This is a genomic window from Flavobacterium wongokense (genome assembly GCF_021608265.1).
Lineage (GTDB): Bacteria > Bacteroidota > Bacteroidia > Flavobacteriales > Flavobacteriaceae > Flavobacterium > Flavobacterium wongokense.
The window spans coordinates 76981-101219 of the sequence record NZ_JAKIHP010000001.1; the positions used below are offsets into that span (position 1 = coordinate 76981).

Genomic DNA, 24239 nt, shown 5'->3' on the forward strand with positions numbered 1-24239 from the left:
TGTCCACCAGAGAGCACCAGCTCAAAAAAAATGATTCATTGAAAAAGTTACTTTTTTATATAGGTTTTTTGCTGTTTGCATTATCAAATGCAAATGCACAAAAATCATCCAAAATAAATATTGAGCATTCCGACAACGCCAATATCGATCAAGACGAAATTCCTGATGCATTGTTGCTCTCAGGTAATGTACGTGTCAGCCACGAAGGTGTGATTTTTACCTGCAATAAAGCTTATTTTTTCCAGAAAGAAAATTATTTAAAAGCTTTTGGCGATGTGCAGATGGTTCAGGGTGATACACTGTTCCTGAACAGTAAATATGCCGAATACAATGGCGAAGTCAAAAAAGCATTCGCCACAGGAAACGTAGTTATGCGTTCAACCGAATCGACATTGGTTACCGATACCATTAACTTTGACAGGAATACACAGGAGGCATTTTACAATTCTTACGGAACCATTACAAGCAAGGAAAATATCTTAAAAAGCAAATCCGGGCGTTACTTTGCCAACGAAAAGAAGTTCAAATTCCTTACTGCGGTAACTATTACCAATCCGAAATATGTAATCAAATCCAATCATCTGGACTATTATACCAATTCGGGGCACTCCTATCTTTTTGGCCCTTCAACGATTACCGGAAAAGATAATTTCATTTACACCGAAAAAGGCTTTTACGATACCAAAAAGAATGTGGCAACGCTGCTCCGAAAGTCTTATATCAAATACAAAGACCGGCGTATTGAAGGCGACAGTTTGTTTTACGACCGAAACCGCGAATATGCTTCGGCTACCAATAATGTCAAAATTACAGACTCCATCAATAAAGGAATCATCAAAGGGCATTACGCCGAAATTTACCGCAACCTGAAAACCGAGAAAGACTCGATGATGATTACCAAAAGAGCTGTTGCGGTGACCTTGATAGAAAACGATTCGATGTACATCCATGGCAAGAAAATGCTGATTACCGGAAAACCCGGAGAACGCATTGTGCGTGCCTTTAACAATGTCCGTTTTTATAAAACCGATATGAGTGGGAAATGTGATTCGATACATTCTGACCAAAAAAAGGCTTTGACCAAACTCATTGGAAGGCCGATACTTTGGAATTTTGACAACCAAATGACAGGTGACATCATGCACCTTATTGGAAACAACAAAACCGAGAAGCTCGATTCACTCAAAGTGTTGAATAATGCCTTTATAATATCCAAGGATACCATTGGCACAGGTTATAATCAGGTCAAGGGAATGAATCTGTATGGCAAATTCAAGGACAATAAACTCAGTGAAGTCGACATCGTAAAAAACACCGAAGTCATTTATTATCTGCGCAATGACAACCAGGAACTTATCGGAATCAATAAAAGCGTAGGAAGTAAAATCAATTTGATCCTCGACAAAAATACCATTGAAACGATAACCGTTTACAACAATCCTGATGGCGACATTTATCCCGAAGCCGAATTGCCCGAAAACGCAAGGAAATTGCGGGGATTTGTGTGGCGTGGAGACGAACGGATAAAATCCAAGGATGATATTTTCCCTCCGGAAGAAAACGAACTTGATGCCAAAATACAGGCCGAAAGCAAAGCAGCATTGGAAAAGGAAAATGTTCCAATGGAGCCTAGTAAGGAAACCCTGAATTACGATAAAAAGAAACCCAAAGGCGAAAAGAAGGAAACCAAACCAAAAGCAGCCGTAAAATAGTTTGGTAAAATTGAAATGAAAATGAAAGAGGACTTTTTAAAATACCAGGCACAGACTTCCCCTTATCCTTTAGGGATGGAAGTTTCACATGCTGTCGGTTCCTATATCTACGACACCAACAATAAAAAATACCTTGATTTTGTAGCAGGAGTTTCCGCTGCAAGTTTGGGTCATCAGCATCCAAAGGTAAACCAGGCAATTAAAGACCAACTCGATAAGTATTCACACGTGATGGTTTATGGTGAGTACGCCCAACATCCTGCGGTTGCCTATTGTAAATTATTGGTAGAAAACCTACCTCCCAGCCTCAATAAAATCTATTTGGTAAACTCGGGAACAGAAGCCTGTGAAGGAGCTTTAAAACTTGTCAGAAGGGTTACCAGAAGAAGCCAATTGATTTCCTGCCACAATGCATATCACGGAAACACCATGGGTTCGATGAGCGTGATGGGTTTTGAGGAGCGCAAGAAAATCTTTAGCCCATTAATCCCTGATGTTGATTTTATTACGTTTAATAACGAAGAAGACCTCCAAAAAATAACAACCAAAACTGCCGGAATCATACTCGAAAGTATTCAGGGTGGCGCTGGTTTCATAGAACCTCAAAATGATTTCCTTGCCAAAGTTAAAAAACGCTGCAAGGATGTTGGTGCCTTACTAATCCTTGACGAAATCCAGCCTGGATTTGGACGAACCGGAAAACTGTTTGGTTTTGAAAACTATAACGTCATTCCCGACGTAGTTATTATAGGGAAAGGAATGGCCGGCGGAATGCCTGTTGGTGGTTTTATTGCCAATGAAAAACACATGGATTTGTTAAGCCATGATCCAAAGCTGGGGCATATTACCACTTTTGGCGGACATCCTGTCATTGCGGCAGCCTGTTTGGCAACTTTGAAGGAAATCCTCGAAAAAGATTACGCAAAACAATCTTTAGAGAAAGAAAAATTGTTCAGAAGCCTTTTGGTACATCCTTTGATAGAAGAAATTCGAGGAAGAGGATTGATGCTCGCAGCGATGACAAAAGACGCTGAAACAACGAACAAGGTAATCTTCAAATGCCAGGAAAAAGGTTTGATATTATTTTGGCTGCTTTTTGAAGGTTGCGCCATCAGGATTACTCCCCCATTAACCCTATCTGAAGATGAAATCAGGGAAGGTTGTGCCATCATCATCGAAGCGATGGATGAAGTCATGAACGAATCTAAATAAATTGTTAATAATATTGTTTACAACAATAATCGCAATTGACCAAAACAGCACTCCGTTTCTATAATTTTATTAAGGATAATTTTAACACCTACAGTTATGCATCTAGATCACGACGAAGAAGATTACAACTTATCCTTATCGAAATTTGAATCGATGTTAAAAACTAACAAAGTATTCTTTTTCGATTCAGAGGAATTCGAGGAAATCATTCTACACTACCTCGATATGGGTAAAGCCACTTTAGCCAAGAAAGCATTGAAGTTAGGATTAGAGCAACACCCAAAATCTACCGGATTGAAACTTGTACAGGTAGAAATGCTGGTGTACGACGACAAACTGGATCAGGCAGAAAAGTTACTCAACGAATTGTACGCCATTGAACCCACAAACGAAGAAATTTTTATCCAAAAAGCCAATATTTATTCCAAACGCGATGACCACGAAAAAGCGGTGGAATTCCTAACAACGGCTTTAAATTATACTGAAGATTATGCCGATATCTATAACTTAATAGGTATGGAATATCTTTTTATGGATAATCTTGAATTGGCCAAAGAAAGTTTTATCAAATGCCTTGAAGAAGATTTTGAAGATCAGTCTGCTCTTTACAATGTTGTTTACTGCTTTGAGTTCTTGGACCAAAACCAGGAAGCCATAGATTATCTTAAAACCTACATCGATCGTAATCCATACAGCGAGATTGCCTGGCATCAGTCGGGAAGATTGTATTATGGATTAAAGGATTACGAAAGCGCAGCAACCTGTTTCCAATTGGCAACCTATATCGATGAAGAATTTGTAGGCGCTTATATGGAAAGAGGAAAAGCATTGGAGCGTTTAAAACAATATGAAGAAGCTATCGAAAGCTACAACAGGACTATCGAATTGGATGATCCCACATCGTATGCTTTGCTTCGTATTGGTAAATGTTATGAAAAATTAGGCAACAAAGCCGAAGCCCTTAAATATTTCAACAAAACTGTCCACGAAGATCCATTATTGGATAAAGGCTGGATTGCGATTACCGATTTTTATGTCCGCCAGAAAAACTACCAAAAAGCACTGTATTATGTAAACAAAGCTTTGGCAATTGACGACCAAAACCGTTTGTACTGGAAGCGTTATGCAACCATCAACAAATCGATGGATCATTTTGAGGAAGCTGAATTTGGCTATAGAAAAGCTATTGAATTTGGTGATTATCAATTGGACACGTGGTTGTTTTGGGTAGATATCATGCTGATTATGGGCGAATACAATAATGCGATTCTGACCCTAATCCAGGCCTCGGAATATTTCCCTGATGATTATGAAATCGAATACCGTTTGGCTGGTTTCCACATGCTTCTGAATGAAGAAGAAAAAGGAAATTACCATTTGAGCAATGGTCTGCGCATCAATGCCAAACATCAAACGCTTCTGAAAGATATGTTTCCAACGGTTTGGGAAAGACAGTCTGTTCAGGATTATATTGCTAAACATACAAAACCGGAATAATGTCGCGAAGGCAATTTGGCTTAATCGGGAAAAACATTGACTATTCTTTTTCAAAGAAATACTTCATCGAGAAATTTGCTCTGGGAAATTTAACCGATTGCACTTATGAGAATTTCGACTTACAGTCCATAGATGAATTTCCGTCCATTATTACCAATAATCCCGATTTAAAAGGGTTGAATGTAACAATTCCATACAAGGAAGCTGTAATTCCGTATCTAAATAAGGTATCCACAAACGCGGCTCAAATTGGTGCTGTGAATGTAATCCGTTTTACCAAAAAAGGAAACCTAAAAGGCTACAACTCCGATTATTATGGCTTTATGAAATCCCTGGAACCACTACTCCAGCCGCATCATAAAAAAGCACTGATACTTGGAACTGGCGGCGCTGCAAAAGCAGTTTCCTTCGCATTGGACCAACTCGGAATCCTCTACACTTTTGTCACCCGTGAAGAAAAGGAAGGCATGATTGATTATGACCGGATTAATGCCACGACTTTTGACAACCATCAGATTATTATCAACTGTACGCCAATTGGAACAGTTCCGAATACCAAGGAATTCCCACCAATTCCATATAATTTCTTCACAGAAAAACACATCGCTTTTGATTTAATCTATAATCCTGAAGAAACACAGTTCCTGAAAAAAGCCAAAAAGAAAGGCGCTGTTACCAAAAATGGCTATGAAATGTTAGCGCTTCAGGCAGAAAAAGCCTGGAAGATTTGGAATAAATAATCAAGTATGAACACACTATTACTCAGAATTCCGGTTGCTATTATTCTCCTCGTTCACGGTTTAGGCGGCATGTTCAATAATGGAGTTAATGATTTTGGCAACTTGTACTTAAATCATGTTGGTTTTGCTCCATTCGGACTTTACATCGCATGGGCAATAAAGATTTCGCATGTAATCGCTGCGGTTTTATTACTGCTGAATAAATTTGTAAAACCCGCTTCAATCATTACCATTTTTGTACTGATCATGGGAATTGCAATGGTTCACTTTAAAGAAGGCTGGTTTGTGGTAGGTGGAGGAAGAAACGGAATGGAATTCAATTTCCTGCTTATTTTTGTACTCCTGGCCATTATGTTTCCAAATGGATTTAAAAAAGAAACTACATGAACATCAAACTTTTAGCCATAGGCAAAACGGATGATAAAGCCCTGCAGTCATTGATTGATGAATACTCCAAACGTTTGTCGTTTTACATCAAATTTGATTTAGAGATTATTCCCGACATCAAAAACGTAAAAAACCTTTCCGAAAGCCAGCAGAAAGAAAAGGAAGGCGAATTAATCCTATCCAAAATCACCCCTACAGACCAATTGATCCTACTCGATGAAAATGGTTCTACCTTTTCAAGCGTTGCATTCTCGGATTATCTTCAAAAGAAAATGAATTCAGGTGTGAAGACTTTAGTTTTTGTCATTGGTGGTCCTTACGGATTTAGCGACGAAGTTTATAAAAAAGCGCAAGGCAGGATTTCGCTTTCGCTGATGACATTCTCACATCAAATGGTGCGCTTGTTTTTTATTGAGCAATTATATCGCGGGTTTACGATTCTTCGCAACGAACCCTATCATCATCAATAATATATTGCTGTTTTATTAAATGTTATAGCGTGGTTATAGCGTGGTTATAGCGTATATGATGTATATCATAGCTTATCAACAAGCATTACAGCCTCAACTGCTTCCTTTACATCGTGCACACGAAGGATATTCGCTCCTTTTTGCAAAGCAATGGTATTCAAAACCGTAGTTCCGTTTAACGCAGAATCAGCCTGGGTTTCCAAGGTTTTATAAATCATCGATTTTCTTGAAATTCCAACAAGCATTGGCATTTCCAATTCCTGAAACAACTCCAGGTTGTTCATTACCTCAAAATTCTGCTCCAGGGTTTTGGCAAAGCCAAATCCGGGATCAATAATCAAATCATTGATTCCTAAGCTTTTTCCCTGAGCTGTTTTTTCTGAAAAATAGAACAACATTTCCTTGGTAATATTTTCATATTGCGCCAAACTCTGCATCGTTTGCGGGTTACCTTTCATATGCATCATTACATACGGAACCTGAAGTTCAGCTACGGTCTGCATCATGTTGGAATCCAAACTTCCGGCTGATATATCATTGATAATGCAGGCTCCATTTTCAATTGCAGCACGGGCAATATTGGCACGAAAAGTATCTATTGAAATCAATGTTTCAGGAAAATGCTTCAGTACTAATTTCAAAACAGGAATCAATCGCTCCATTTCTTCCTCTTCCGAAACAAATTCGGCTCTCGGCTTACTTGAATAAGCTCCAATATCAATAAAAGTGGCTCCTTCAGATAACATTTTCCCTACCTGTCCGAGCATGCTTTTTTCATCAGAATGTTGGCCTCCATCGTAGAAGGAATTCGGGGTCACATTCAATATCCCCATTACTTTGGGAGATGATAAGTCAATAAGTTTTCCGAGGCAGTTTATGGTCATTGGTTTTTTAAGATAGTTATAAGATTTTGCACTTTGTACTTCAATCTTTATTCTTTACTTTTGGACAAATTTGATACAAAGATACACTGAAATGAGTAATACTTCTCAAGAATATGACAAGGTTATCGCCATCTGCCGACAACTTTACAGCAATAAAATGACAGATTATGGAAGTGCCTGGAGAATCTTGAGACTGCCATCATTAACCGACCAGATATTCATCAAAGCGCAACGCATCAGAAGCCTGCAGCAAAACGAAATCCGAAAGGTTGACGAAGACGAAACCGGTGAATTCATCGGCATCATCAATTACTGCATCATGGCCTTAATCCAACTGGATTTGGGAGTTGTAGAGCAACCCGATCTGGATACTGCAAAAGCAGTTCAGCTCTACGACGAAAAAATAGCCTTGACCAAACAATTGATGGAAGACAAAAACCATGATTATGGCGAAGCATGGCGGGAAATGCGCGTAAGTTCCCTGACCGATTTAATCCTGCAAAAGTTACTCCGCGTAAAGCAAATAGAAGACAATAAAGGAAAAACCCTGGTTTCTGAAGGCATTGATGCCAATTATCAGGATATGATCAACTACTCTGTTTTTGCATTGATTTTGATGAAATTCGGACAATAAAACAACCCAATCCACATGACTACTGAAACTAAAAAATATATTTCCTGGACGCTGAGAATTATCGTGTCGGCGCTTTTCATTGTTTCTGCTCTTGCAAAACTTTCAAAAGGCCATTTACTGGATTCTCCTTATTTTGCAATTTCAACTTTTGAAGTAAAACAGCTGTATCCATTAGGGTTTTCAGAGTCATTGGCTCCCCATTTTTCAAGAACGCTTATCGGTATTGAAATGGCATTGGGATTATTGCTTTTGCAAAATAACTGGCTACGCAGATTTGTAGTGCCTATAACGACTTTATTATTGCTGGTATTCATTGGGCATCTTAGTTATGTGACTTTCTTGAGCGGAGGAAACACAGGTAACTGTGGCTGTTTTGGTGAATTACTGCCGATGACCCCTATCGAAGCAATCATAAAAAACATTGTTGCTGTCGGTCTTTTGGCATACCTCTATTATTTGTTGCCAAAAAAACAAAAAGAGGGCAATTTCTGGATTCTGACTACTGTCCTTTTTGCTACAATTTTGAGTATCTATATGCTGGCTCCTATTCAGCCGCCACAAACAGCTGCATTCTCGGTTTCAACACCTGAAGAAACTGTGACAGACTCATCAGCAATTGACAGCACTCGGGTTGATGTTGCTCCGGTCATTGCAAAAGACACCGCTACAGTAAAGAAGACTGATGATAAAAAAGAAGAAATAAAAGCAGAAATCAACGAACCTGCAAAACACAAATCGGGTTACACCCAATACTTTTCAAAAATAGATACCGGAAGAAAAACTCTTTGTTTCTTCGTTCCGGGTTGCGACCACTGTCGCCTGGCTGCAAAAGAATTAACCGAATTGAGGAAAACAAATAAAAATTCCCCGGAAATATCCATTATCTTTATGAATGAAGAAGCCGATTTGATTCCGGATTTCTTCAAGGAAGCTGGTGCAGAATATCCATATAAGATCATTGAGGTTATCCCTTTTTGGAAAGTCCTTGGCTCCGGAAAAGATACTCCAGGTGTAAAATACCTTTGGAATGGGAATGAATTTAAATACTATTGGGGAATTTCCGACCAAAAATTTGATCCTGTGGATTATCAAAAATTAATTAATAAATCCTATGCTGAATTAAAAAAATAATCCATTCCAGTTTTATCTTTTTAGTTATATTTAAAACTTTAAAATTTAGGTCATGATTAAATATTTTATGTCCAGATCAATAGCAGAGCGAGGACTAATTGGAATTATTGGTTGTCTTATACTCTTTGCCTTTGGCTATTTTTTTGTTTTGAACTATGTATCAACGCTTGAAGATCCACCATTAGGGAATACGGTTTACATTTTATTTGGAAGTGCCATTAGCATCGTTTCTGTTTTGGGAGTTGTGTTGATTTTAAAATTTTTATACGACCACAAGAAGAAAAAGGAACGCAAGGAACGCAAAAGGAAAAAGCATAAATTGTTTTACCTGAAAGACAATAAAAAAAATAACAATCCTGAATAAATTAATCATTAATAAATCCTTAGCCTACATAATTATGAAAAGAACGCTGTTAACCCTGTTTATAGCTATTGCAACTTTTGCATGTGGCAATGCCCAAAAGGAATTTTCAAAAGAAAGCCTGGGCAAAAAATTAATCACTTTAGATAATAAGGAAATTCCATTTAATGAAATCCTCGAAAAACACAAGGGCAAAGTAACGGTCATTGAAGTCTGGGCTTCCTGGTGTGGCGATTGTGTGAAAGCAATGCCAAAAGTCAAAGAAATGCAGGCAAACAATCCGAATGTTGATTATGTTTTTATCTCAATGGACAAGGCATTTGATAAATGGCAGGGCGGAATTGAAAAACACGAGCTAAAAGGTGACCATTATTGGGCAACTGACGGGATGAAAGGCGAATTTGGAAAATCAATCACCTTGGACTGGATTCCGAGATACATCGTTATCGACAAAAAAGGGAAAATTGTCATTTTCAGGGCTATTGAAACCGATTTTGACAAAATTAATGAGCAATTAAAAAAATTACAATAATGAGACAAAAGATTGTTGCAGGGAATTGGAAAATGCACAAGAATGCTGAAGAAACCGAAGATTTATTAAACGAACTCATCGACAAACTGCCTCATGATATTGAAGCCCAAATTATTGTAGCACCTACATTTACAAATCTTGCTTCGGCTGTTGACCATTTGGAATTTACCAATATTGGCGTGGCTGCGCAAAATATGAGCCAGTTCGAAAGTGGTGCTTACACAGGAGAGATTTCAGCTGACATGCTCAAAAGCATTGGTGTAAATACGGTTTTGATTGGACATTCTGAGCGTCGCGCTTATTTCAATGAAACCGATTTCATTTTAGCTGATAAGGTAACCACAGCTCTTAAAAACAATATGACTGTGATTTTTTGCTTTGGCGAAGAATTAAAGGACCGACAAAACAAACAGCATTTTAATGTTGTTGAAAATCAATTACGCGACGGCTTGTTCCATATTAAAGACAAAGATTGGGAGCAAATCGTTTTGGCTTATGAACCGGTTTGGGCAATTGGAACCGGAGAAACAGCGACACCAGACCAAGCTCAGGAAATGCACAGATTCATCAGGGAAACGGTAAGGCATACTTTTGGAAGCAATGTTGCCGAAGATGTTTCAATACTTTACGGAGGAAGCGTCAAGCCTGAAAATGCCAAAGAAATTTTTTCTAAAACTGATGTTGACGGAGGATTAATTGGTGGTGCTGCATTAAAGGCATCGGACTTTGCAGCTATTGTAAGTTCTATATAAGAAAAATAATGTTATAATTTTTAGAATTCAATATTTTTAAAGGTTTTTTCCTATAAAAATAGTTAAATTTTACACTTTAACGATTTTTTTTGCATTTAAACGAACGTTTCCGTTATTTTTACTCCATAATCTACTAAAGTCAAAATTAAAATGAAAACAAGATTCGCCCTAATTCTTGTGTTTGTTTTTTCGCTTAGCGTTAAAGCACAGATTGAAACGCAAAAAAGGTTTCAATCGGATTCCAGGAAATATTATGTTTGGAACAATGAGTACGATAAATACGAATTGAAGGAAACTGAGTATGAAAACTCTATTATTGACATTCGTGAAATTGGGTCAAAAACAAACGGTTACATTGCCATCAGCATGATTGACAATGGCGTGGTTCGTTTGCATCATGGTTCCATCTATGAGTTTACACAAACCAGTGAAGAAGAAGGAACCTGGTTGATCCGTTCCAAATTCATGAGAGCCAAATTGGTTTACAATCCAAAAGAAAATACTATTACCTATTTATATGATGCAGAAAACAAACGCTACAGCAAGCTGATGATTTTTTCTGTAGTTCCGGATGCAGCTCCAAATGCTGGCCTAAAATCCGTTGCAAAATCTGACGATTAATTTTTTGTAAAATGGCATCACAGTCACATCGTTGATTGTTACCTTTGCAAAAATTTTATCAATGTCAAACATATATTTAGCATACCATTTTTCGGTGGAGCCAAAAGAACTGGGTTCCGAAATTTTAATCGCAGAACTTGGCGAAAAACCTTTTGAAAGTTTCATTGAAACCGAAACGGGATTTAGCGCCTTTATTCAAAAAGACCTTTGGACTAAAGATATATTAGATGATATTTATTTGTTACATAATCCTGACTTCACTATTTCCCACACAATCGAAGAAATTGACCAAGTCAATTGGAATGAGGAATGGGAAAAGAACTTCGAAGCCATCGATGTAGACGGTAAATGCCATGTGCGTGCTCCCTTCCATCCAAAAACCAACGCCGAATTTGATATTGTAATCGAACCCAAAATGAGTTTTGGCACAGGTCATCATGAAACTACACATATGATGATTCAACACCTTTTAGAGATTGATGTAACCAACATGAAAACCCTTGACATGGGTTGCGGCACAGCTATTTTGGCCATTCTTGCCGAAATGAAAGGTGCCAAACCAATCGACGCCATTGATATTGACAATTGGTGTTACCTGAATTCCATTGAAAATGCGGAACGCAATGGCTGCAGGGAGATTTCAGTTTATGAAGGTGACGCTATGCTATTGAAAGGGAAAAAATACGATTTAATCATCGCCAACATCAACCGCAATATTTTGCTAAACGACATGCAGCAATACGTTGACTGTTTGAATAAAAACGGAATCCTGTTATTAAGCGGATTTTACACTGAAGACATTCCCTACATCGATGCTTCGTGCACTGAAAAAGGTTTGACTTTTGTTAAAAAATTTGAAAGAAATAATTGGACTTCGCTTAAATATGTAAATTAGCCATCGTAAATTTGCAGGGTAAAACGAAATGAAAATGAGTACTATAGAAAAAACTAAAGAAGACGTTTTAGTCGAAGAACAAGTAGGAATCAATAACGAAATCGTATTGTACAATGATGATGTCAACACTTTTGACCATGTGATTGACACTTTAATCCGTGTCTGCCAACACACTTCAGAACAGGCGGAACAATGCGCTATTTTGGTCCACTACAAAGGAAAATGCACCGTAAAAACAGGTTCGTTTGACGAACTGAAACCACAATGTACCCAACTTTTGGAAGCGGGCTTAAGTGCAGAGATTATTTAAACTTCCAGTCAAATTCGTCATTGTCATTGATAATGGCACCAATTTCTACACGAATGATGTCATTGTATTCCGATTGCAGGATTAACCAATTGCTTTCGTTGAAATGATTTTCGGTGGTGTCGAAATCTTCTTTGGTCCAGGATTTAAAAGGCAATGCCGATTTTGTTTCTTCAATATTTTTACCAATGACTTTCCTGTCCAAAATTGTCAAATCAGGATGCGAACAAATAATGTAACCCAAACGAAAATCCTCATCTTCATAAAAGGTTAAGCTCCATTTCTGTTCGTTGTAAAGACAGATAACATTGCCGTCTTCGTCATTGTATTGCTTGTCTGGCTTTCCATATAACACTTCAACATCCTTTTGTTTCATACCAAAAAGCAATTCCGCGATTCCGTTTTTCAGATTGATAATCATAGTTTTTAATTTAACAGCAAAGGTCGCAAAGTTTTAATCAAAGTTGAAAATAGATTGATTAAATTTACGTTATGCAAAACCTCAACAACCTAAAGCAATTTTCAGACAGTTTACACAATTCGGAACGAATGCCCTTGTTATTCCTTGGACACGGCAGCCCGATGAACGCCATTGAGGAAAATGAGTTTGTTACAGGTTTTAGGAATGTCGCCAAAACACTACCCAAACCTACAGCAATAATTTGCATATCTGCGCATTGGTTTACCAACGGTACCAAAGTTACTGCCATGGAAATGCCACAAACCATCCATGATTTTGGTGGATTTCCCAAACCGCTATACGAGGTGCAATATCCCGCAAAAGGAAGTCCGGAACTGGCTGAAATTACTCAACATCTCTTAGAACCCGCTTTGGTGGAACTTGATGAAAAATGGGGATTGGACCATGGTGCGTGGTCGGTTTTAAGGCATTTGTATCCCAACGCCGACATTCCTGTAATCCAACTGAGCATTGATTACACAAAGCCGGCTCAATATCATTTTGATTTGGCACAAAAACTAAGCAAACTCCGCGAAAAAGGAATTCTGATTATTGGTAGTGGCAATATCGTGCACAACCTCAGATTGGTTGATTTTCAGAATTTCCATAAAGATGATTATGGCTATGACTGGGCCATTGAAGCCCGAAGCGTATTAAACAATTATCTTCTACAGGGCGATTTTCAGTCGCTTATTGATTACGAGAAACAATCTTCTGCCATAAAGCTCGCCGTTCCATCGCCAGATCATTACCTACCCTTGATTTATACTTTGGCACTCAAACAAAAAAATGAAGAGCTTTCCTTATTCAATGATAAATTACTTGCGGGAAGCCTGAGCATGACTTCAGTAAGGATTGGTTGATAATCCTATAAATCTCAGGGGAAATACTGTAAAGCTTTAGGGGTTGCATTTTACTAATTTTATTATCTAAACAAAACGATAATGAAAACAAAATGCTACTTCCTTTTATTTGTGCTCTCATTTGTCAGCATATCATTTGCACAAACCCAAACGCAGCTTAATGAAAAGGCATACGCCAATTATAAAAAAGCGGATGCTGAACTCAATACGGTTTACAACAGGATACTCAAAGGATACCAATCCGATGCAGAGTTTATCAGAAACCTCAAGAAATCACAAAAAATCTGGATTGCATTCCGCGATGCCGAGATGCTGGTAAAATATCCCAACAGAGGCTCAGGCACTTATGCCACTTCCCACCAAATGTGCTGGTACAATTACATTACTGACCTTACCAGAAAAAGAACTAAAGAACTCAACGTATGGCTTCTAAGGGTTGAAGAGGGTGATGTATGTGCCGGTTCAGTAAAAACTAGATAATTTAAAATCAAACGATATGAATGCAACTAAACTCATAGGAGCCTTATTGATTATAGTCGCTATAATGGCTGGTTATATTGGGCTGAATAAGATTGCTGACAGCACTAAAGAAATCAATTTCCTTGGTCTGAAGATTAATGCTTCAGACGAATCAGGGAAACAGGAAGGTTTTATGTATGTTGGAGCCGCCATTTTGCTTTTTGCGGGCGGAATCTATACGATGAGGGCAAAGAAGCCTTAATTAATTTAAAACCAAATCCTTGTTATACCTGTTTTTGTATTCTATAGGGGACATTCCTGTAATTTTGCGAAATACTTCCCGAAAAGCTTTGACATCAGCATAACCTACTTCGTACATCACTTCGTTGATGGTTTTCCTGCTGGTTTCAAAGGCCTTTTTTGCCGATTCAATTTTTACGCGTTGCGAATATTCCAAAGGGGTGTTTCCGGTTGCTTTGATAAACCTTCTGTCAAAATTACGCCTTCCCACCGAAAATTTATCAGCAAGGTGTTCCATTGAAATTTTTTCCTGCAGGTTATTTTCTATATAAGCCTGAGCCTCCTGCACCATAACATCGTTATGCGACTTTTGCCCGGTAAATATCGTAAAAGGTGACTGGGTGTTGCGGTCGATTTCAATCTGGCAAAGTTTGGCACAATAAATCGCCGTTTCCCTATCGTAATATTTCTCAATCAGATAGACAATCAAATTCAGTAGTGAAAATGCACCGCCATTGGTGTAAATACCGTTCTCATCTGTAATAAGCTTGTCAGTCTGTAAATTGACTTTCGGAAACATCGTCCGGAATGTATTGTCTGCAGCCCAATGGGTCGAACAGCTTTTTCCATCGAGTAAACCTGTCGCCGCCAAAAGAAAAGCGCCTGTGCACATAGAAGCCACTTCGGCACCTTGTCCATACTGCTTTGTTATCCAGTCAAGAATGGGTTGGTTTTGCTGAATGGAAAATTGATAATCATAATTATCCAAGGCTCCAATTATAATAAGGTTGGTTTTGGTAACTTCAGTAATATTGGTGTGTGGCTTGACCATAAATACGCCATTATGGAATTCTACTGTATCTGAAATTCCAACCAGTTGAATCTTGAACAAATCTTCCCCATGAATCGATTTCCAATAGGCGTTGGCAAAATTGAAAACCTTATAAGTGCAGACGATACTGCTTATTTTACTGTGTCCTACAGGAACTAATACTGATAGATGTTTCATGATAAATAATTTTATCAAAGATAAACAATAACAATGTCCAAATCAACCCATTACAATGTCTATTTTACACAGTATTTAAGTGTAATTTAGACAATACATTTGCATCAAACATTATTAATCATTTAAAAAACAAACAAATGGACACAAATCAAATTATAATCAAAATGGTGCTCGACCGTTGGGACGGATCTATTACCAATTTCAACAAAATACTAGATTCGCTTAGCGACGAGCAATTACAAAAGGAAATAGCACCAGGTAAAAACCGAGGCATTTATTTATTGGGACACCTTATCGCCGTGCATGATGACATGCTGATATTGTTGGATATGGGTGAAAAAATGTATCCGCAATTGAATGAACCTTTTATAAAATCTCCGGACAAGGCAGTAAGTCAACTCCCTTCAGCATCAGAACTGAGAAGTTTTTGGAATAAACAGAATGAGGCACTAAACCAAAAATTTGCTAACTTAACTACAGAAGAATGGTTTGCAAAGCATACTGCAGTTTCTTCCGAAGATTTCGCTAATGAACCACATCGCAATAAACTGAATATCATCATTACAAGGACTTCGCATCTTCAATACCATAGCGGACAATTAGTATTACTTAAATAAAAACCCATGACAACAACAGATTTCACCTCTACAATAATCGTAGATAAGACTCCGGCAGAAGTTTTTGATGCTGTTACCAACGTCCGCGGATGGTGGTCAGAAGAAATTGAGGGCAACACCAGTAAAATTAATGATGTTTTCAATTATCATTATGAAGACATGCATCGTTGTAAAATGAAGTTAATTGAAGTAATTCCAAATGAAGTTATCGTTTGGCATGTATTGGAAAATTATTTCAGTTTCATAGAAGATGATAAGGAATGGACCGATGACAAGGTAATTTTTGAAATCACTAAAGTTGGCGATAAAACGCAGCTTCAGATGACGCATGTTGGCTTGACTCCGCAAAATGAATGTTACAAAGCCTGTAATGATGGCTGGACCTATTACATACAAACCAGTTTAAAAAGCCTCATTGAAACCGGAAAAGGAATGCCAAATGCTAAAGACACAGCGCGGACTGAAACCGAGAAAAAGCTTTCTGGAAAATAAAGTGGTTCTAATTAGTATTAATACTCAAATTTTCCAAACTCACTAGCAATAGTGAGTTTTTTGTTTTCAGAGGCTTCAACCCTTCCCACAATTTGGGCATCAACACCAAATGATTTTGAGATTTCAATGATATCATTAGCTATTTCGCTTGGAACGTATAATTCCATTCGGTGGCCGCAATTGAAAACCTGGTACATTTCCTTCCAATCGGTTTTAGATTGTTCCTGGATCAGTTTGAATAATGGTGGTACCGGAAATAGATTGTCTTTGATGACATGGACATTATCTACAAAATGCAGCACTTTGGTTTGGGCGCCACCAGAACAATGCACCATTCCGTGAATGTCTTTCGGAGTGTATTTATCTAAAACAGCCTTGATGATTGGCGCGTAAGTCCGTGTTGGAGACAGTACCAATTTTCCGGCATCAATCGGAGAATTTTCAACTTCATCGGTCAGTTTTACATTTCCCGAATAAACCAAATCTGTTGGAACCGAACTGTCAAAACTTTCCGGATACTTATTGGCTAAATATTTGGCAAAAACATCATGGCGCGCCGAGGTCAAACCATTGCTTCCCATTCCGCCGTTATAGCTTTTCTCATATTTGGCCTGGCCAAAAGAAGCCAAACCTACAATCACATCTCCAGCTTTTATATTGGCATTGTCTACGACCTCACTGCGTTTCATTCGGGCTGTAACCGTCGAATCTACGATAATCGTCCGCACTAAATCGCCAACATCTGCAGTTTCGCCACCAGTAGAATGAATGGTTACGCCAAAAGATTTCAATTCGGTTATCAATTCTTCGGTTCCGTTGATGATTGCAGATAGCACTTCACCCGGAATCAGGTTTTTGTTCCTGCCAATCGTTGAAGAAAGCATGATGTTATCAGTCGCGCCCACGCAAAGCAAATCGTCAATATTCATAATCAATGCATCCTGCGCAATGCCTTTCCAAACCGAAATATCTCCGGTTTCCTTCCAGTACAAATAAGCCAAAGACGATTTGGTTCCCGCACCGTCAGCGTGCATGATAAGGCAGTAATCCTCATCATTCGTTAAGTAATCAGGGACAATTTTGCAGAAAGCTTTTGGAAATAAACCTTTGTCGATGTTTTTAATAGCGTTGTGGACATCTTCCTTTGAAGCCGAAACCCCACGAAGATTGTAACGTTGACTGTTATCAGAGCTCATGTGTAGTAGTTAGTTGTGTGCGGCAAAGATAAAATTTATTTCTCTACAATCAGAATTTCAACGCGACGGTTTTCGTCTTCTTCCTGTGGTGTTTTTTCCGGGATTGGATGAATGGGCCTTGTATTGGCAAATCCTTTAAAAGTCATTCGCTTCCTATCGATTTTGTTGCGCAGCAGGTAACTGTAAATTGCACGTGCACGCGCTGTCGAAACATCGGCTACATCGCCTTTGGTTTGGCAGCAGATATGCCCCTGGATCTCAATCTTAAGTTTAGGGTTCTCTTCCATCGCGCAACGAAGGTCAATCAGCGTTGGATCGGATTTCGGTACGATTCGTGCCGAATTGTTGAAGAAATAAATATTGGGAAGCGTAATATGTTCGCCCACTTTGGATTCCTTTATCTTTTTGGTCAATTCACTTTCGACAGGAATTACCAAAGGTTCTTTATAAAAGATGGTTACTTTTCTATTTTCTGCCTGGATTTTGGATTGCTTGAATTCTTTACCAAAAGCAACCTTCTCTAAATCCTTGCTGAATTTCAAACCGCTTTTTTCCAGTAGGACATGGACATTTTCGATGCGTCTTTCGGCTAATTTTTTATTGTAATTTTTAGTATCAACACTGTCGCAATAGCCCAATAGCTTTATAATTTCGGAATTCTTATTGTTGGCAATCCATTCGTTGATTTCGAGAATTGATGTTTGGTTTGGGAAATCCTTGTTGAAATCAAAAAAAACCTCAACCTGTTTCTGTCCAAATGATTTGAAGGAGATTAGAAAAAATAATATGACGATTTTTAGCTTCATCGTTTTGCTACAATTAAAATTTCAACCCTGCGATTGGCTGCGCGTTCTTTTTCATTTTTTTCAGGCAGCCGGTATATTGGGTCATTGCTTCCATACCCTTTGAAAGCCAATCTATTCACCTGAATCCCTCTACTTGTGAGGAATTTATGGATTACCAATGCCCTTCTATAAGACAATTTGGTATCGTTCGGATTCTGGTTACAGCAAATGTGCCCGTTAATTTGGATTACCAATGCTGGGTTTTCAACCATGATCATATACAGTTCTTCCAGCAGCGGAAGCGATTCCTCCATTAGTTTTTCTGAATTAAAATGGAAACTAATGTTGTTTATCCTAATCAAATCACCAACTTTCGATTTTCTAAATTTACTTTCCAGCGACGCTCTTTCTTCTTCAACTGCTTCCGGAAGTGGTTTGTATTCAAAATCCTTTACAATAACATTTCCATCATTGGCCTGCGCCTGCTTTTTATCTTTTATCGCATTGTAATAAACCTCAACTTTGCGGTTTTCGTTTTGATTTTTGGAATGTTTAAAATCTTTTCCAAATGACTTTAACTCAACAACCGCAGCAACAGGAAAATTTTCCTTTTTGAAATAGCCTAGCATCGAATTGACTCTTCGCATCGCCAGATCCTTATTGTACTTACTATCATCTACAGTGTCACAATAACCATAGATTTTGGTAATCTCAACAGTATTGTTCTTTTTCATCCAGTCATTGACTTTAATTTGTGATGCCTCATTTGGGGAATCACTATTAAAATCAAAAAAAACCTCGAGTTTATTTTGACTAAAACATCCTATTGACAACAACAAGGCATAAATCAAAAGATTGTTCCGCATCTTAATTTTCTACAATTAATATTTCAACCCTTCGGTTGGCTGCGCGTTCTTTTTCATCTTTTTCGGGCAATGGATAAATGGGATTTGTGCTTCCAAAACCTTTATAGGAAAGCCTTCCGCGGTACACATCATTGGCTACCAAAAAATTATAAATGGCTTTGGCGCGTTGCGTTGACAAATCCAATCGGTCTATAGGTTGGCAGCATAAATGCCCTTGTATTTCTATTTTAAGGCCTGGATTACTTTGAAGAACCACCAACAGCTCATACATTTTTGCACGCGATTCCGGAACAACAGCAAACGTATTTACAACAAAATTCAGGTTTTCGATTTTGAGTTTTTCTCCGGCTTTGGCATGTTCTATCTGCTTCATAAAAACGCGGTCCAGCTTGTATTCCGATTTCGTTCCGTTGGGATTTTCAAAGACTAATTTTTCGGGATATTCTATCTCGGGTTTAGCTTCGCTCCGTTCGGCTGCGCCTCGGGTTGGTTCCTCTTTTATGGGTTCTTTTTTGATGCCCAGGATTTCATCTTCACGAGCCAGGTCTTTTTCGAGGATGTAATAAATAATTACCCTTCGGTTTTCTGCCTTATTTTTTGACTGGACAAAACTTTCGCCAAAACTTCGCGTTTTGAAATCTTCACGAATCCTGATTTGGCTTTTAACCAGATTGAAAATATAATTCACTCTTTTTTGGGCTAAAGTATCATTGAAGCCGTTGGTTCCGTCTTCATCTGTAAATCCGTGGATTGCGACAATTTTATTGTTTTTGTTTTCGGCAATCCAGGTGTTGAGTTTTGCATTTTCCTTTGCGGTCAAATCAAATTTATTACTGTCAAAATAGACTGCAAATTGGAGCTGGGCACGGCAGTTTGCCATTGAAATCAAACAGAAAATAAGGATATAGTAGGTTTTCATATCTCAAAATATAACGAAAGTTACGTAAAAATTGTTTTGACTTATCAAAAACAACACCATTATTAGTAGAAATAGTTTACATTTGGAACCTAAATTTTTAAGTATGAAACAATTATTACTATTTACATTTTTGATTGTTGGTGTTTCGGCAAGTTCGCAAACATTGATTCAAACTGTGAATTCGGGTAGTGTAATTGCCGCAAGTTCTTCGGTGTCCATTGGAGAAATTGTAGTTATTCCGCAAAATCAAACCCAATCGAATTCGGGTCTGATTGGAATCCTTACCCAAACACAGTTGGAAGTTAAAGAATTGGAACTTAGTGAAAGAATCACTGTTTATCCTAACCCAACAATGTCTGTGATTTATTTCCAGACAGACGCTAATCTGGTAGATGAAAAGCTGTCAATTTTCAATCTAACCGGGCAATTGGTTGCCCAAAAACAAATTACGGCTGATAAGGCATTGGATTTATCCGAGCTTTCTACCGGAGTTTATTTAATTCAATTTGCAAACAAAAACATTAAGTCATTTAAAATAATCAAACATTAATATGAAGAAACTATTACTATTATCGGTACTTTTCATCACCTTTTTAACCTCAGCGCAGGTTCCACAAGGGATTTCTTATCAGGCAATTGCCTTAAACGGTTCGGGAACTCCGGTTGTGAGTTCGAACGTAAGAGTGAGACTTTCAATCCTTGATGTTTCAACATCCGGAACGGTTTTATATTCTGAAACACATTTAAAATTAACCAATGCTCAAGGGCTATTCAACCTTACCATTGGACAGGGAACTTTAGTTTCAGGTGCATTCAACACCATCAACTGGGGAACAAATTCCAAATTCCTAAAAGTTGAAATGGACGCAACTGGTGGAACAACCTATGCTTTGGTTGGTACAACCCAATTGCTTTCGGTTCCTTATGCTTTGGCCGCTGACAGTTTGGTAACTTCCCCTGGCGAAGGGATTACTTTGGTTTCACCAGACGGAACGCCGTATCAATTGACTGTAAATGACGATGGAGAATTATCATTGCCTACATCAAGCCAGGCAAGTAATTCACCTTCTGATTTATATTTATATGGAACCTTCAATAGCTGGAATGCTTCGACTGCATTACATATGAATGAGCAATGGGGTACTTTTACCGGTTATAAATATTTTACTGCAGGTGCACAAATTAAGCTTCTGGCTGCACAAAACACCAACGTTGTTTACGGATTTAGTGGTGGCGCAAATGGTGGGTTGGTATTAAATGGCTCACCATACACAATTCCTTCTAACGGATTTTATAAAATTACTTGTGGTAGTGACACTAGCTATAGCATCTCATCAATTAATGTGAGACTAAATCAAAATGGTAGTCTTAATACAACTATGCAGTATAATACAACTGGAAATTATTTCTATGCTAATTCCGATTATGGCGAAATCCGATTTGAAATTGACGGACAATATTATGGCGATAATTTAGCAGATGGTTCTGTTGAACCAGGTGGAGCTACAATCATGGCAATACAAAATACTGATTACCAGTATAGATTAACCATCAATTTTGATGGAAGTGCTAATTATACTGTTTCGGCTCCGCTTCCAGGAAACTGTTATCTCTTTGGAGCTTTCCAAAGCTGGAATCCTGCAACGGCTATCCAGATGACCAATTTATCTCCGGGAATTTATAGAATTGTATATAATTTCACTGCTGCCAGCGATATCAAATTCGCTACACAACTTAGCTGGAATAATTCCTATGGTGGGACTGCAGGAAGTTTAGTACTAGGAGGGAACAATATTCCGGTGACCATCGGAAGCCATACCATAACGGTAGATTTCGGAACAATGACTTATACCATTCAATAAAAATTATATTGATAGAAACAAAAATCCCGCTCAATGAGCGGGATTTTTTATTTGAGGCTACTAATTATAATTATCTGGTAAATAGCAATTCTCTGTATTTGGTCAATGTCCAAACTTCATCATCAACCAAAAGCTCTAACTTATCACAGTGCTCACGGATGATATCAAAGTAAGGCTTTACTTTATCACAGTAAGACTCTGCCATTTTTTGGGCATCAGTCAAAGCATTGGCTTTTTTACGTGCTTCGGTCATTGCTTCTACATTCGAATTGATTCCTTCGATATGAGCTGAAATTTCCTTGATTAACGAGATTTGCTCTTTAGCGATTTTCTCGAAGTCTTTTCCAAAGATTTCCTTTAATCCGCGTACATTTTCAATTAAGGTATTTTGATAACGGATTGCTGTTGGGATTACGTGGTTACGTGCAATGTCTCCCAAAACTCGTCCTTCGATTTGGATTTTTTTGGTGTATTCTTCCAATTCGATTTCGTAACGTGCTTCTACCTCAACGTGGTTCATTACATTTAAGTCTTCGAACAACTCCAATGCTTTTTTAGAGATTTTAGCTTTCAAGGCTGTTGGCGTAGTTTTATGATTGCTCAATCCGCGTTTTTTAGCTTCCTTCTCCCAAGCTTCGCTATACCCATCACCTTCGAAAAGGATGTTTTTGGTATCTTTGATGTATTCTCTCAAGACGTTGAAAATTGCCTCATCTTTCTTTAAATCTTTCTTTTCAATTAAGGTATCCACTTCTTTCTTGAAATCCTTTAATTGTTTGGCAACGATAGAATTTAAGGTTGTCATTGCGTTAGCGCAGTTTGCAGAGGAACCAACAGCACGGAATTCGAATTTATTTCCGGTAAATGCAAATGGAGAAGTCCTGTTTCGGTCGGTATTATCCAACATTACATCTGGGATTTTACCCACTACGTTTAGTTTTAAATCGGTTTTTTCTTCCGGAGATAATTTTCCTTTGGAAACTCCTTCCAATTCTGCCAAAACCTTGGTCAATTGCTCTCCGATAAATACAGAAATAATTGCTGGTGGCGCTTCATTTGCCCCTAACCTATGATCGTTACTTGCCGTTGCAATGGCAGCGCGAAGCAATTCTTCATATTCATTAACAGCTTTTATGGTGTTGATGAAAAATGACAGGAACTGTAAATTGCTCATTGGTGTTTTGCTTGGAGATAATAAATTCACTCCTGTATCTGTAGCCAACGACCAGTTATTGTGTTTCCCAGAACCATTTACACCTTGAAATGGTTTTTCATGGAATAGCACTTTAAAATCGTGGCGTTCCCCTACTTTCGACATTACATCCATTAGTAATGAATTATGGTCAACTGCCAAATTGGTTTCTTCAAAAATTGGAGCCAGCTCAAATTGATTTGGAGCCACCTCGTTGTGACGCGTTTTTACCGGAATTCCAAGCAACATGCACTCTTCTTCCAACTCTCTCATATAATTCAAGGCACGTGACGGAATAGAACCAAAATAATGATCATCCAATTGTTGTCCTTTTGCAGAAGTGTGCCCCAATAGAGTTCTTCCTGTCATTACTAAGTCGGGACGTGAATTTGCCAAAGCAGCATCAACAAGGAAGTATTCCTGTTCCCAACCTAAAGTTGCCGTTACTTTCTTAACGTTTTTATCGAAGTATTTACAAACATCAGTTGCAGCTTCGTCCACGGCATTCAATGCACGCAAAAGAGGAGTTTTGTAATCTAAGGCTTCACCGGTATAAGAGATGAAAACCGTAGGAATGCACAAAGTTGTCCCGAAGATAAATGCCGGAGAAGTTGGATCCCAGGCTGTATAACCACGAGCTTCGAATGTATTTCGAATTCCACCATTCGGGAAAGACGATGCATCGGGTTCTTGTTGCACTAATTGGCCACCTCCAAATTTTTCCACAGCATCTGAGCCATCGTATGATGTCTCAAAAAACGCATCGTGTTTTTCGGCAGTTGTACCTGTTAATGGCTGGAACCAGTGTGTGTAATGGGTTACTCCTTTTGACAAAGCCCATTCCTTCATTCCCATTGCGATATAATCTGCAAGCTTTCTGTCAATTTTTGTTCCGTGTTGGACCGCATCTTTCACTCCTTTGTAAGCATCTGAAGTTAAAAACTGCTTCATTGCTTTGTCATTAAACACATTGGAACCGAAAAGGTCTGATTTTCTTCCGGCTTCTTCAAATTTTACCGGTTTTCTACCTGATGCATCTTTTAATGCTTGGAAACGTAAAGTTGACATAGATTTTAATTTTTAGTGTTATACCCTATTAATTTGATGCAAATATAGCAATATTTTGTTTTAAAAATAATTTAAC

29 protein-coding genes are annotated in these 24239 nt (G+C 38.2%); 21 read left to right on the plus strand and 8 right to left on the minus strand.

Going from position 1 to position 24239, the window contains the following annotated elements:
* The first annotated feature begins 38 nt into the window (after nt 1–38).
* From L1S31_RS00340 to rlmH, 6 genes are all read left to right on the plus strand, one after another.
* Nucleotides 39–1712, plus strand: a complete 1674-nt coding sequence (locus L1S31_RS00340; RefSeq protein WP_236460095.1) for an OstA-like protein — start codon at nt 39–41, stop codon at nt 1710–1712.
* A gap of 21 nt (nt 1713–1733) precedes the next feature.
* Nucleotides 1734–2924 carry an aspartate aminotransferase family protein gene (locus L1S31_RS00345; RefSeq protein ID WP_236460098.1) on the plus strand — a complete coding sequence of 397 codons (1191 nt, stop codon included), beginning with the start codon at nt 1734–1736 and terminating at the stop codon, nt 2922–2924.
* Between the two features lie 96 nt (nt 2925–3020).
* Nucleotides 3021–4421, plus strand: a complete 1401-nt coding sequence (locus tag L1S31_RS00350; protein ID WP_236460107.1) for a tetratricopeptide repeat protein — start codon at nt 3021–3023, stop codon at nt 4419–4421.
* A complete protein-coding gene (locus L1S31_RS00355; RefSeq protein WP_236460109.1) occupies nt 4421–5161 on the plus strand; it encodes a shikimate dehydrogenase family protein in 741 nt (246 codons plus the stop codon). Before L1S31_RS00350 ends, L1S31_RS00355 begins: the two co-directional genes overlap by 1 nt.
* 6 nt (nt 5162–5167) lie before the next feature.
* Complete coding sequence (locus L1S31_RS00360) at nt 5168–5548, plus strand: DoxX family protein (protein WP_236460111.1); 381 nt, start codon at nt 5168–5170, stop codon at nt 5546–5548.
* Nucleotides 5545–6018: a 23S rRNA (pseudouridine(1915)-N(3))-methyltransferase RlmH gene (rlmH, locus tag L1S31_RS00365; protein ID WP_236460114.1), complete on the plus strand. Its 474-nt coding sequence runs from the start codon at nt 5545–5547 to the stop codon at nt 6016–6018. Before L1S31_RS00360 ends, rlmH begins: the two co-directional genes overlap by 4 nt.
* A gap of 65 nt (nt 6019–6083) precedes the next feature.
* Here the strand turns inward: rlmH and folP are convergent, their stop codons facing one another.
* Nucleotides 6084–6902, minus strand: coding sequence for a dihydropteroate synthase (gene folP, locus L1S31_RS00370; protein ID WP_236460123.1), 819 nt, complete (start codon nt 6900–6902; stop codon nt 6084–6086).
* A gap of 91 nt (nt 6903–6993) precedes the next feature.
* On the opposite strand from folP, the gene L1S31_RS00375 reads away from it, so the two are divergent.
* The 8 genes from L1S31_RS00375 to L1S31_RS00410 all read left to right on the plus strand — a co-directional run bounded on the left by L1S31_RS00375 (nt 6994) and on the right by L1S31_RS00410 (nt 12138).
* Entirely contained in the window at nt 6994–7536 is a 543-nt protein-coding gene (locus L1S31_RS00375; protein ID WP_236460125.1) for a DUF1599 domain-containing protein, read from the plus strand.
* A gap of 15 nt (nt 7537–7551) precedes the next feature.
* Complete coding sequence (locus tag L1S31_RS00380) at nt 7552–8667, plus strand: MauE/DoxX family redox-associated membrane protein (RefSeq protein ID WP_236460137.1); 1116 nt, start codon at nt 7552–7554, stop codon at nt 8665–8667.
* A 67-nt stretch (nt 8668–8734) separates the two neighbouring features.
* Nucleotides 8735–9031 carry a hypothetical protein gene (locus tag L1S31_RS00385; protein WP_236460139.1) on the plus strand — a complete coding sequence of 99 codons (297 nt, stop codon included), beginning with the start codon at nt 8735–8737 and terminating at the stop codon, nt 9029–9031.
* A gap of 34 nt (nt 9032–9065) precedes the next feature.
* On the plus strand, nt 9066–9560 hold the full coding sequence (locus L1S31_RS00390) for a TlpA family protein disulfide reductase (protein ID WP_236460149.1): 495 nt from the start codon (nt 9066–9068) through the stop codon (nt 9558–9560).
* Nucleotides 9560–10312: a triose-phosphate isomerase gene (tpiA, locus tag L1S31_RS00395; protein ID WP_236460151.1), complete on the plus strand. Its 753-nt coding sequence runs from the start codon at nt 9560–9562 to the stop codon at nt 10310–10312. Before L1S31_RS00390 ends, tpiA begins: the two co-directional genes overlap by 1 nt.
* Nucleotides 10313–10462: 150 nt before the next feature.
* Entirely contained in the window at nt 10463–10933 is a 471-nt protein-coding gene (locus tag L1S31_RS00400) for a hypothetical protein (protein ID WP_236460154.1), read from the plus strand.
* Nucleotides 10934–10994: 61 nt separating this feature from the next.
* Complete coding sequence (gene prmA, locus L1S31_RS00405) at nt 10995–11828, plus strand: 50S ribosomal protein L11 methyltransferase (RefSeq protein WP_236460156.1); 834 nt, start codon at nt 10995–10997, stop codon at nt 11826–11828.
* Between the two features lie 34 nt (nt 11829–11862).
* Nucleotides 11863–12138: an ATP-dependent Clp protease adaptor ClpS gene (locus L1S31_RS00410; protein WP_236460158.1), complete on the plus strand. Its 276-nt coding sequence runs from the start codon at nt 11863–11865 to the stop codon at nt 12136–12138.
* Here L1S31_RS00410 and L1S31_RS00415 read toward each other — a convergent pair.
* A complete protein-coding gene (locus L1S31_RS00415) occupies nt 12131–12556 on the minus strand; it encodes a hypothetical protein (RefSeq protein WP_236460173.1) in 426 nt (141 codons plus the stop codon). The genes L1S31_RS00410 and L1S31_RS00415 overlap by 8 nt on opposite strands.
* A gap of 71 nt (nt 12557–12627) precedes the next feature.
* Here L1S31_RS00415 and ygiD point away from each other — a divergent pair, with 71 nt between their 5' ends.
* The 3 genes from ygiD to L1S31_RS00430 all read left to right on the plus strand — a co-directional run bounded on the left by ygiD (nt 12628) and on the right by L1S31_RS00430 (nt 14179).
* Nucleotides 12628–13458, plus strand: coding sequence for a 4,5-DOPA-extradiol-dioxygenase (gene ygiD / locus L1S31_RS00420; RefSeq protein ID WP_236460192.1), 831 nt, complete (start codon nt 12628–12630; stop codon nt 13456–13458).
* An 81-nt stretch (nt 13459–13539) separates the two neighbouring features.
* Entirely contained in the window at nt 13540–13938 is a 399-nt protein-coding gene (locus L1S31_RS00425) for a lysozyme inhibitor LprI family protein (protein ID WP_236460194.1), read from the plus strand.
* Between the two features lie 16 nt (nt 13939–13954).
* Nucleotides 13955–14179, plus strand: coding sequence for a hypothetical protein (locus tag L1S31_RS00430; protein WP_236460196.1), 225 nt, complete (start codon nt 13955–13957; stop codon nt 14177–14179).
* On the opposite strand, the gene L1S31_RS00435 is transcribed toward L1S31_RS00430, so the two are convergent.
* Complete coding sequence (locus L1S31_RS00435) at nt 14180–15166, minus strand: GlxA family transcriptional regulator (protein ID WP_236460198.1); 987 nt, start codon at nt 15164–15166, stop codon at nt 14180–14182.
* 137 nt (nt 15167–15303) lie between these two features.
* Between L1S31_RS00435 and L1S31_RS00440 the strand changes: the two genes are divergently transcribed.
* A complete protein-coding gene (locus tag L1S31_RS00440; protein ID WP_236460200.1) occupies nt 15304–15783 on the plus strand; it encodes a DinB family protein in 480 nt (159 codons plus the stop codon).
* 6 nt (nt 15784–15789) lie between these two features.
* A complete protein-coding gene (locus tag L1S31_RS00445; RefSeq protein ID WP_236460201.1) occupies nt 15790–16275 on the plus strand; it encodes an SRPBCC family protein in 486 nt (161 codons plus the stop codon).
* Nucleotides 16276–16292: 17 nt separating this feature from the next.
* Here the strand turns inward: L1S31_RS00445 and L1S31_RS00450 are convergent, their stop codons facing one another.
* The 4 genes from L1S31_RS00450 to L1S31_RS00465 are packed head-to-tail and all read right to left on the minus strand — an operon-like array spanning nt 16293 to nt 20041.
* Entirely contained in the window at nt 16293–17471 is a 1179-nt protein-coding gene (locus L1S31_RS00450) for an AIR synthase related protein (RefSeq protein ID WP_236460210.1), read from the minus strand.
* A gap of 35 nt (nt 17472–17506) precedes the next feature.
* Entirely contained in the window at nt 17507–18277 is a 771-nt protein-coding gene (locus tag L1S31_RS00455) for an OmpA family protein (RefSeq protein WP_236460213.1), read from the minus strand.
* The gene (locus tag L1S31_RS00460) at nt 18274–19122 is read right to left on the minus strand and encodes an OmpA family protein (protein WP_236460223.1); all 849 of its coding nucleotides are present in this window, start codon (nt 19120–19122) and stop codon (nt 18274–18276) included. Before L1S31_RS00460 ends, L1S31_RS00455 begins: the two co-directional genes overlap by 4 nt.
* A gap of 1 nt (nt 19123) precedes the next feature.
* The gene (locus tag L1S31_RS00465; protein WP_236460232.1) at nt 19124–20041 is read right to left on the minus strand and encodes an OmpA family protein; all 918 of its coding nucleotides are present in this window, start codon (nt 20039–20041) and stop codon (nt 19124–19126) included.
* Nucleotides 20042–20144: 103 nt separating this feature from the next.
* On the opposite strand from L1S31_RS00465, the gene L1S31_RS00470 reads away from it, so the two are divergent.
* Nucleotides 20145–20591 (plus strand): T9SS type A sorting domain-containing protein, encoded by a 447-nt coding sequence (locus tag L1S31_RS00470; RefSeq protein WP_236460233.1) that lies wholly within the window; start codon nt 20145–20147, stop codon nt 20589–20591.
* Nucleotide 20592: 1 nt separating this feature from the next.
* Nucleotides 20593–21903 carry a DUF8740 domain-containing protein gene (locus L1S31_RS00475; RefSeq protein ID WP_236460234.1) on the plus strand — a complete coding sequence of 437 codons (1311 nt, stop codon included), beginning with the start codon at nt 20593–20595 and terminating at the stop codon, nt 21901–21903.
* A gap of 70 nt (nt 21904–21973) precedes the next feature.
* Here L1S31_RS00475 and L1S31_RS00480 read toward each other — a convergent pair whose 3' ends face one another.
* Nucleotides 21974–24163, minus strand: coding sequence for a glutamine synthetase III family protein (locus L1S31_RS00480; protein ID WP_236460235.1), 2190 nt, complete (start codon nt 24161–24163; stop codon nt 21974–21976).
* Nucleotides 24164–24239: the final 76 nt, after the last annotated feature.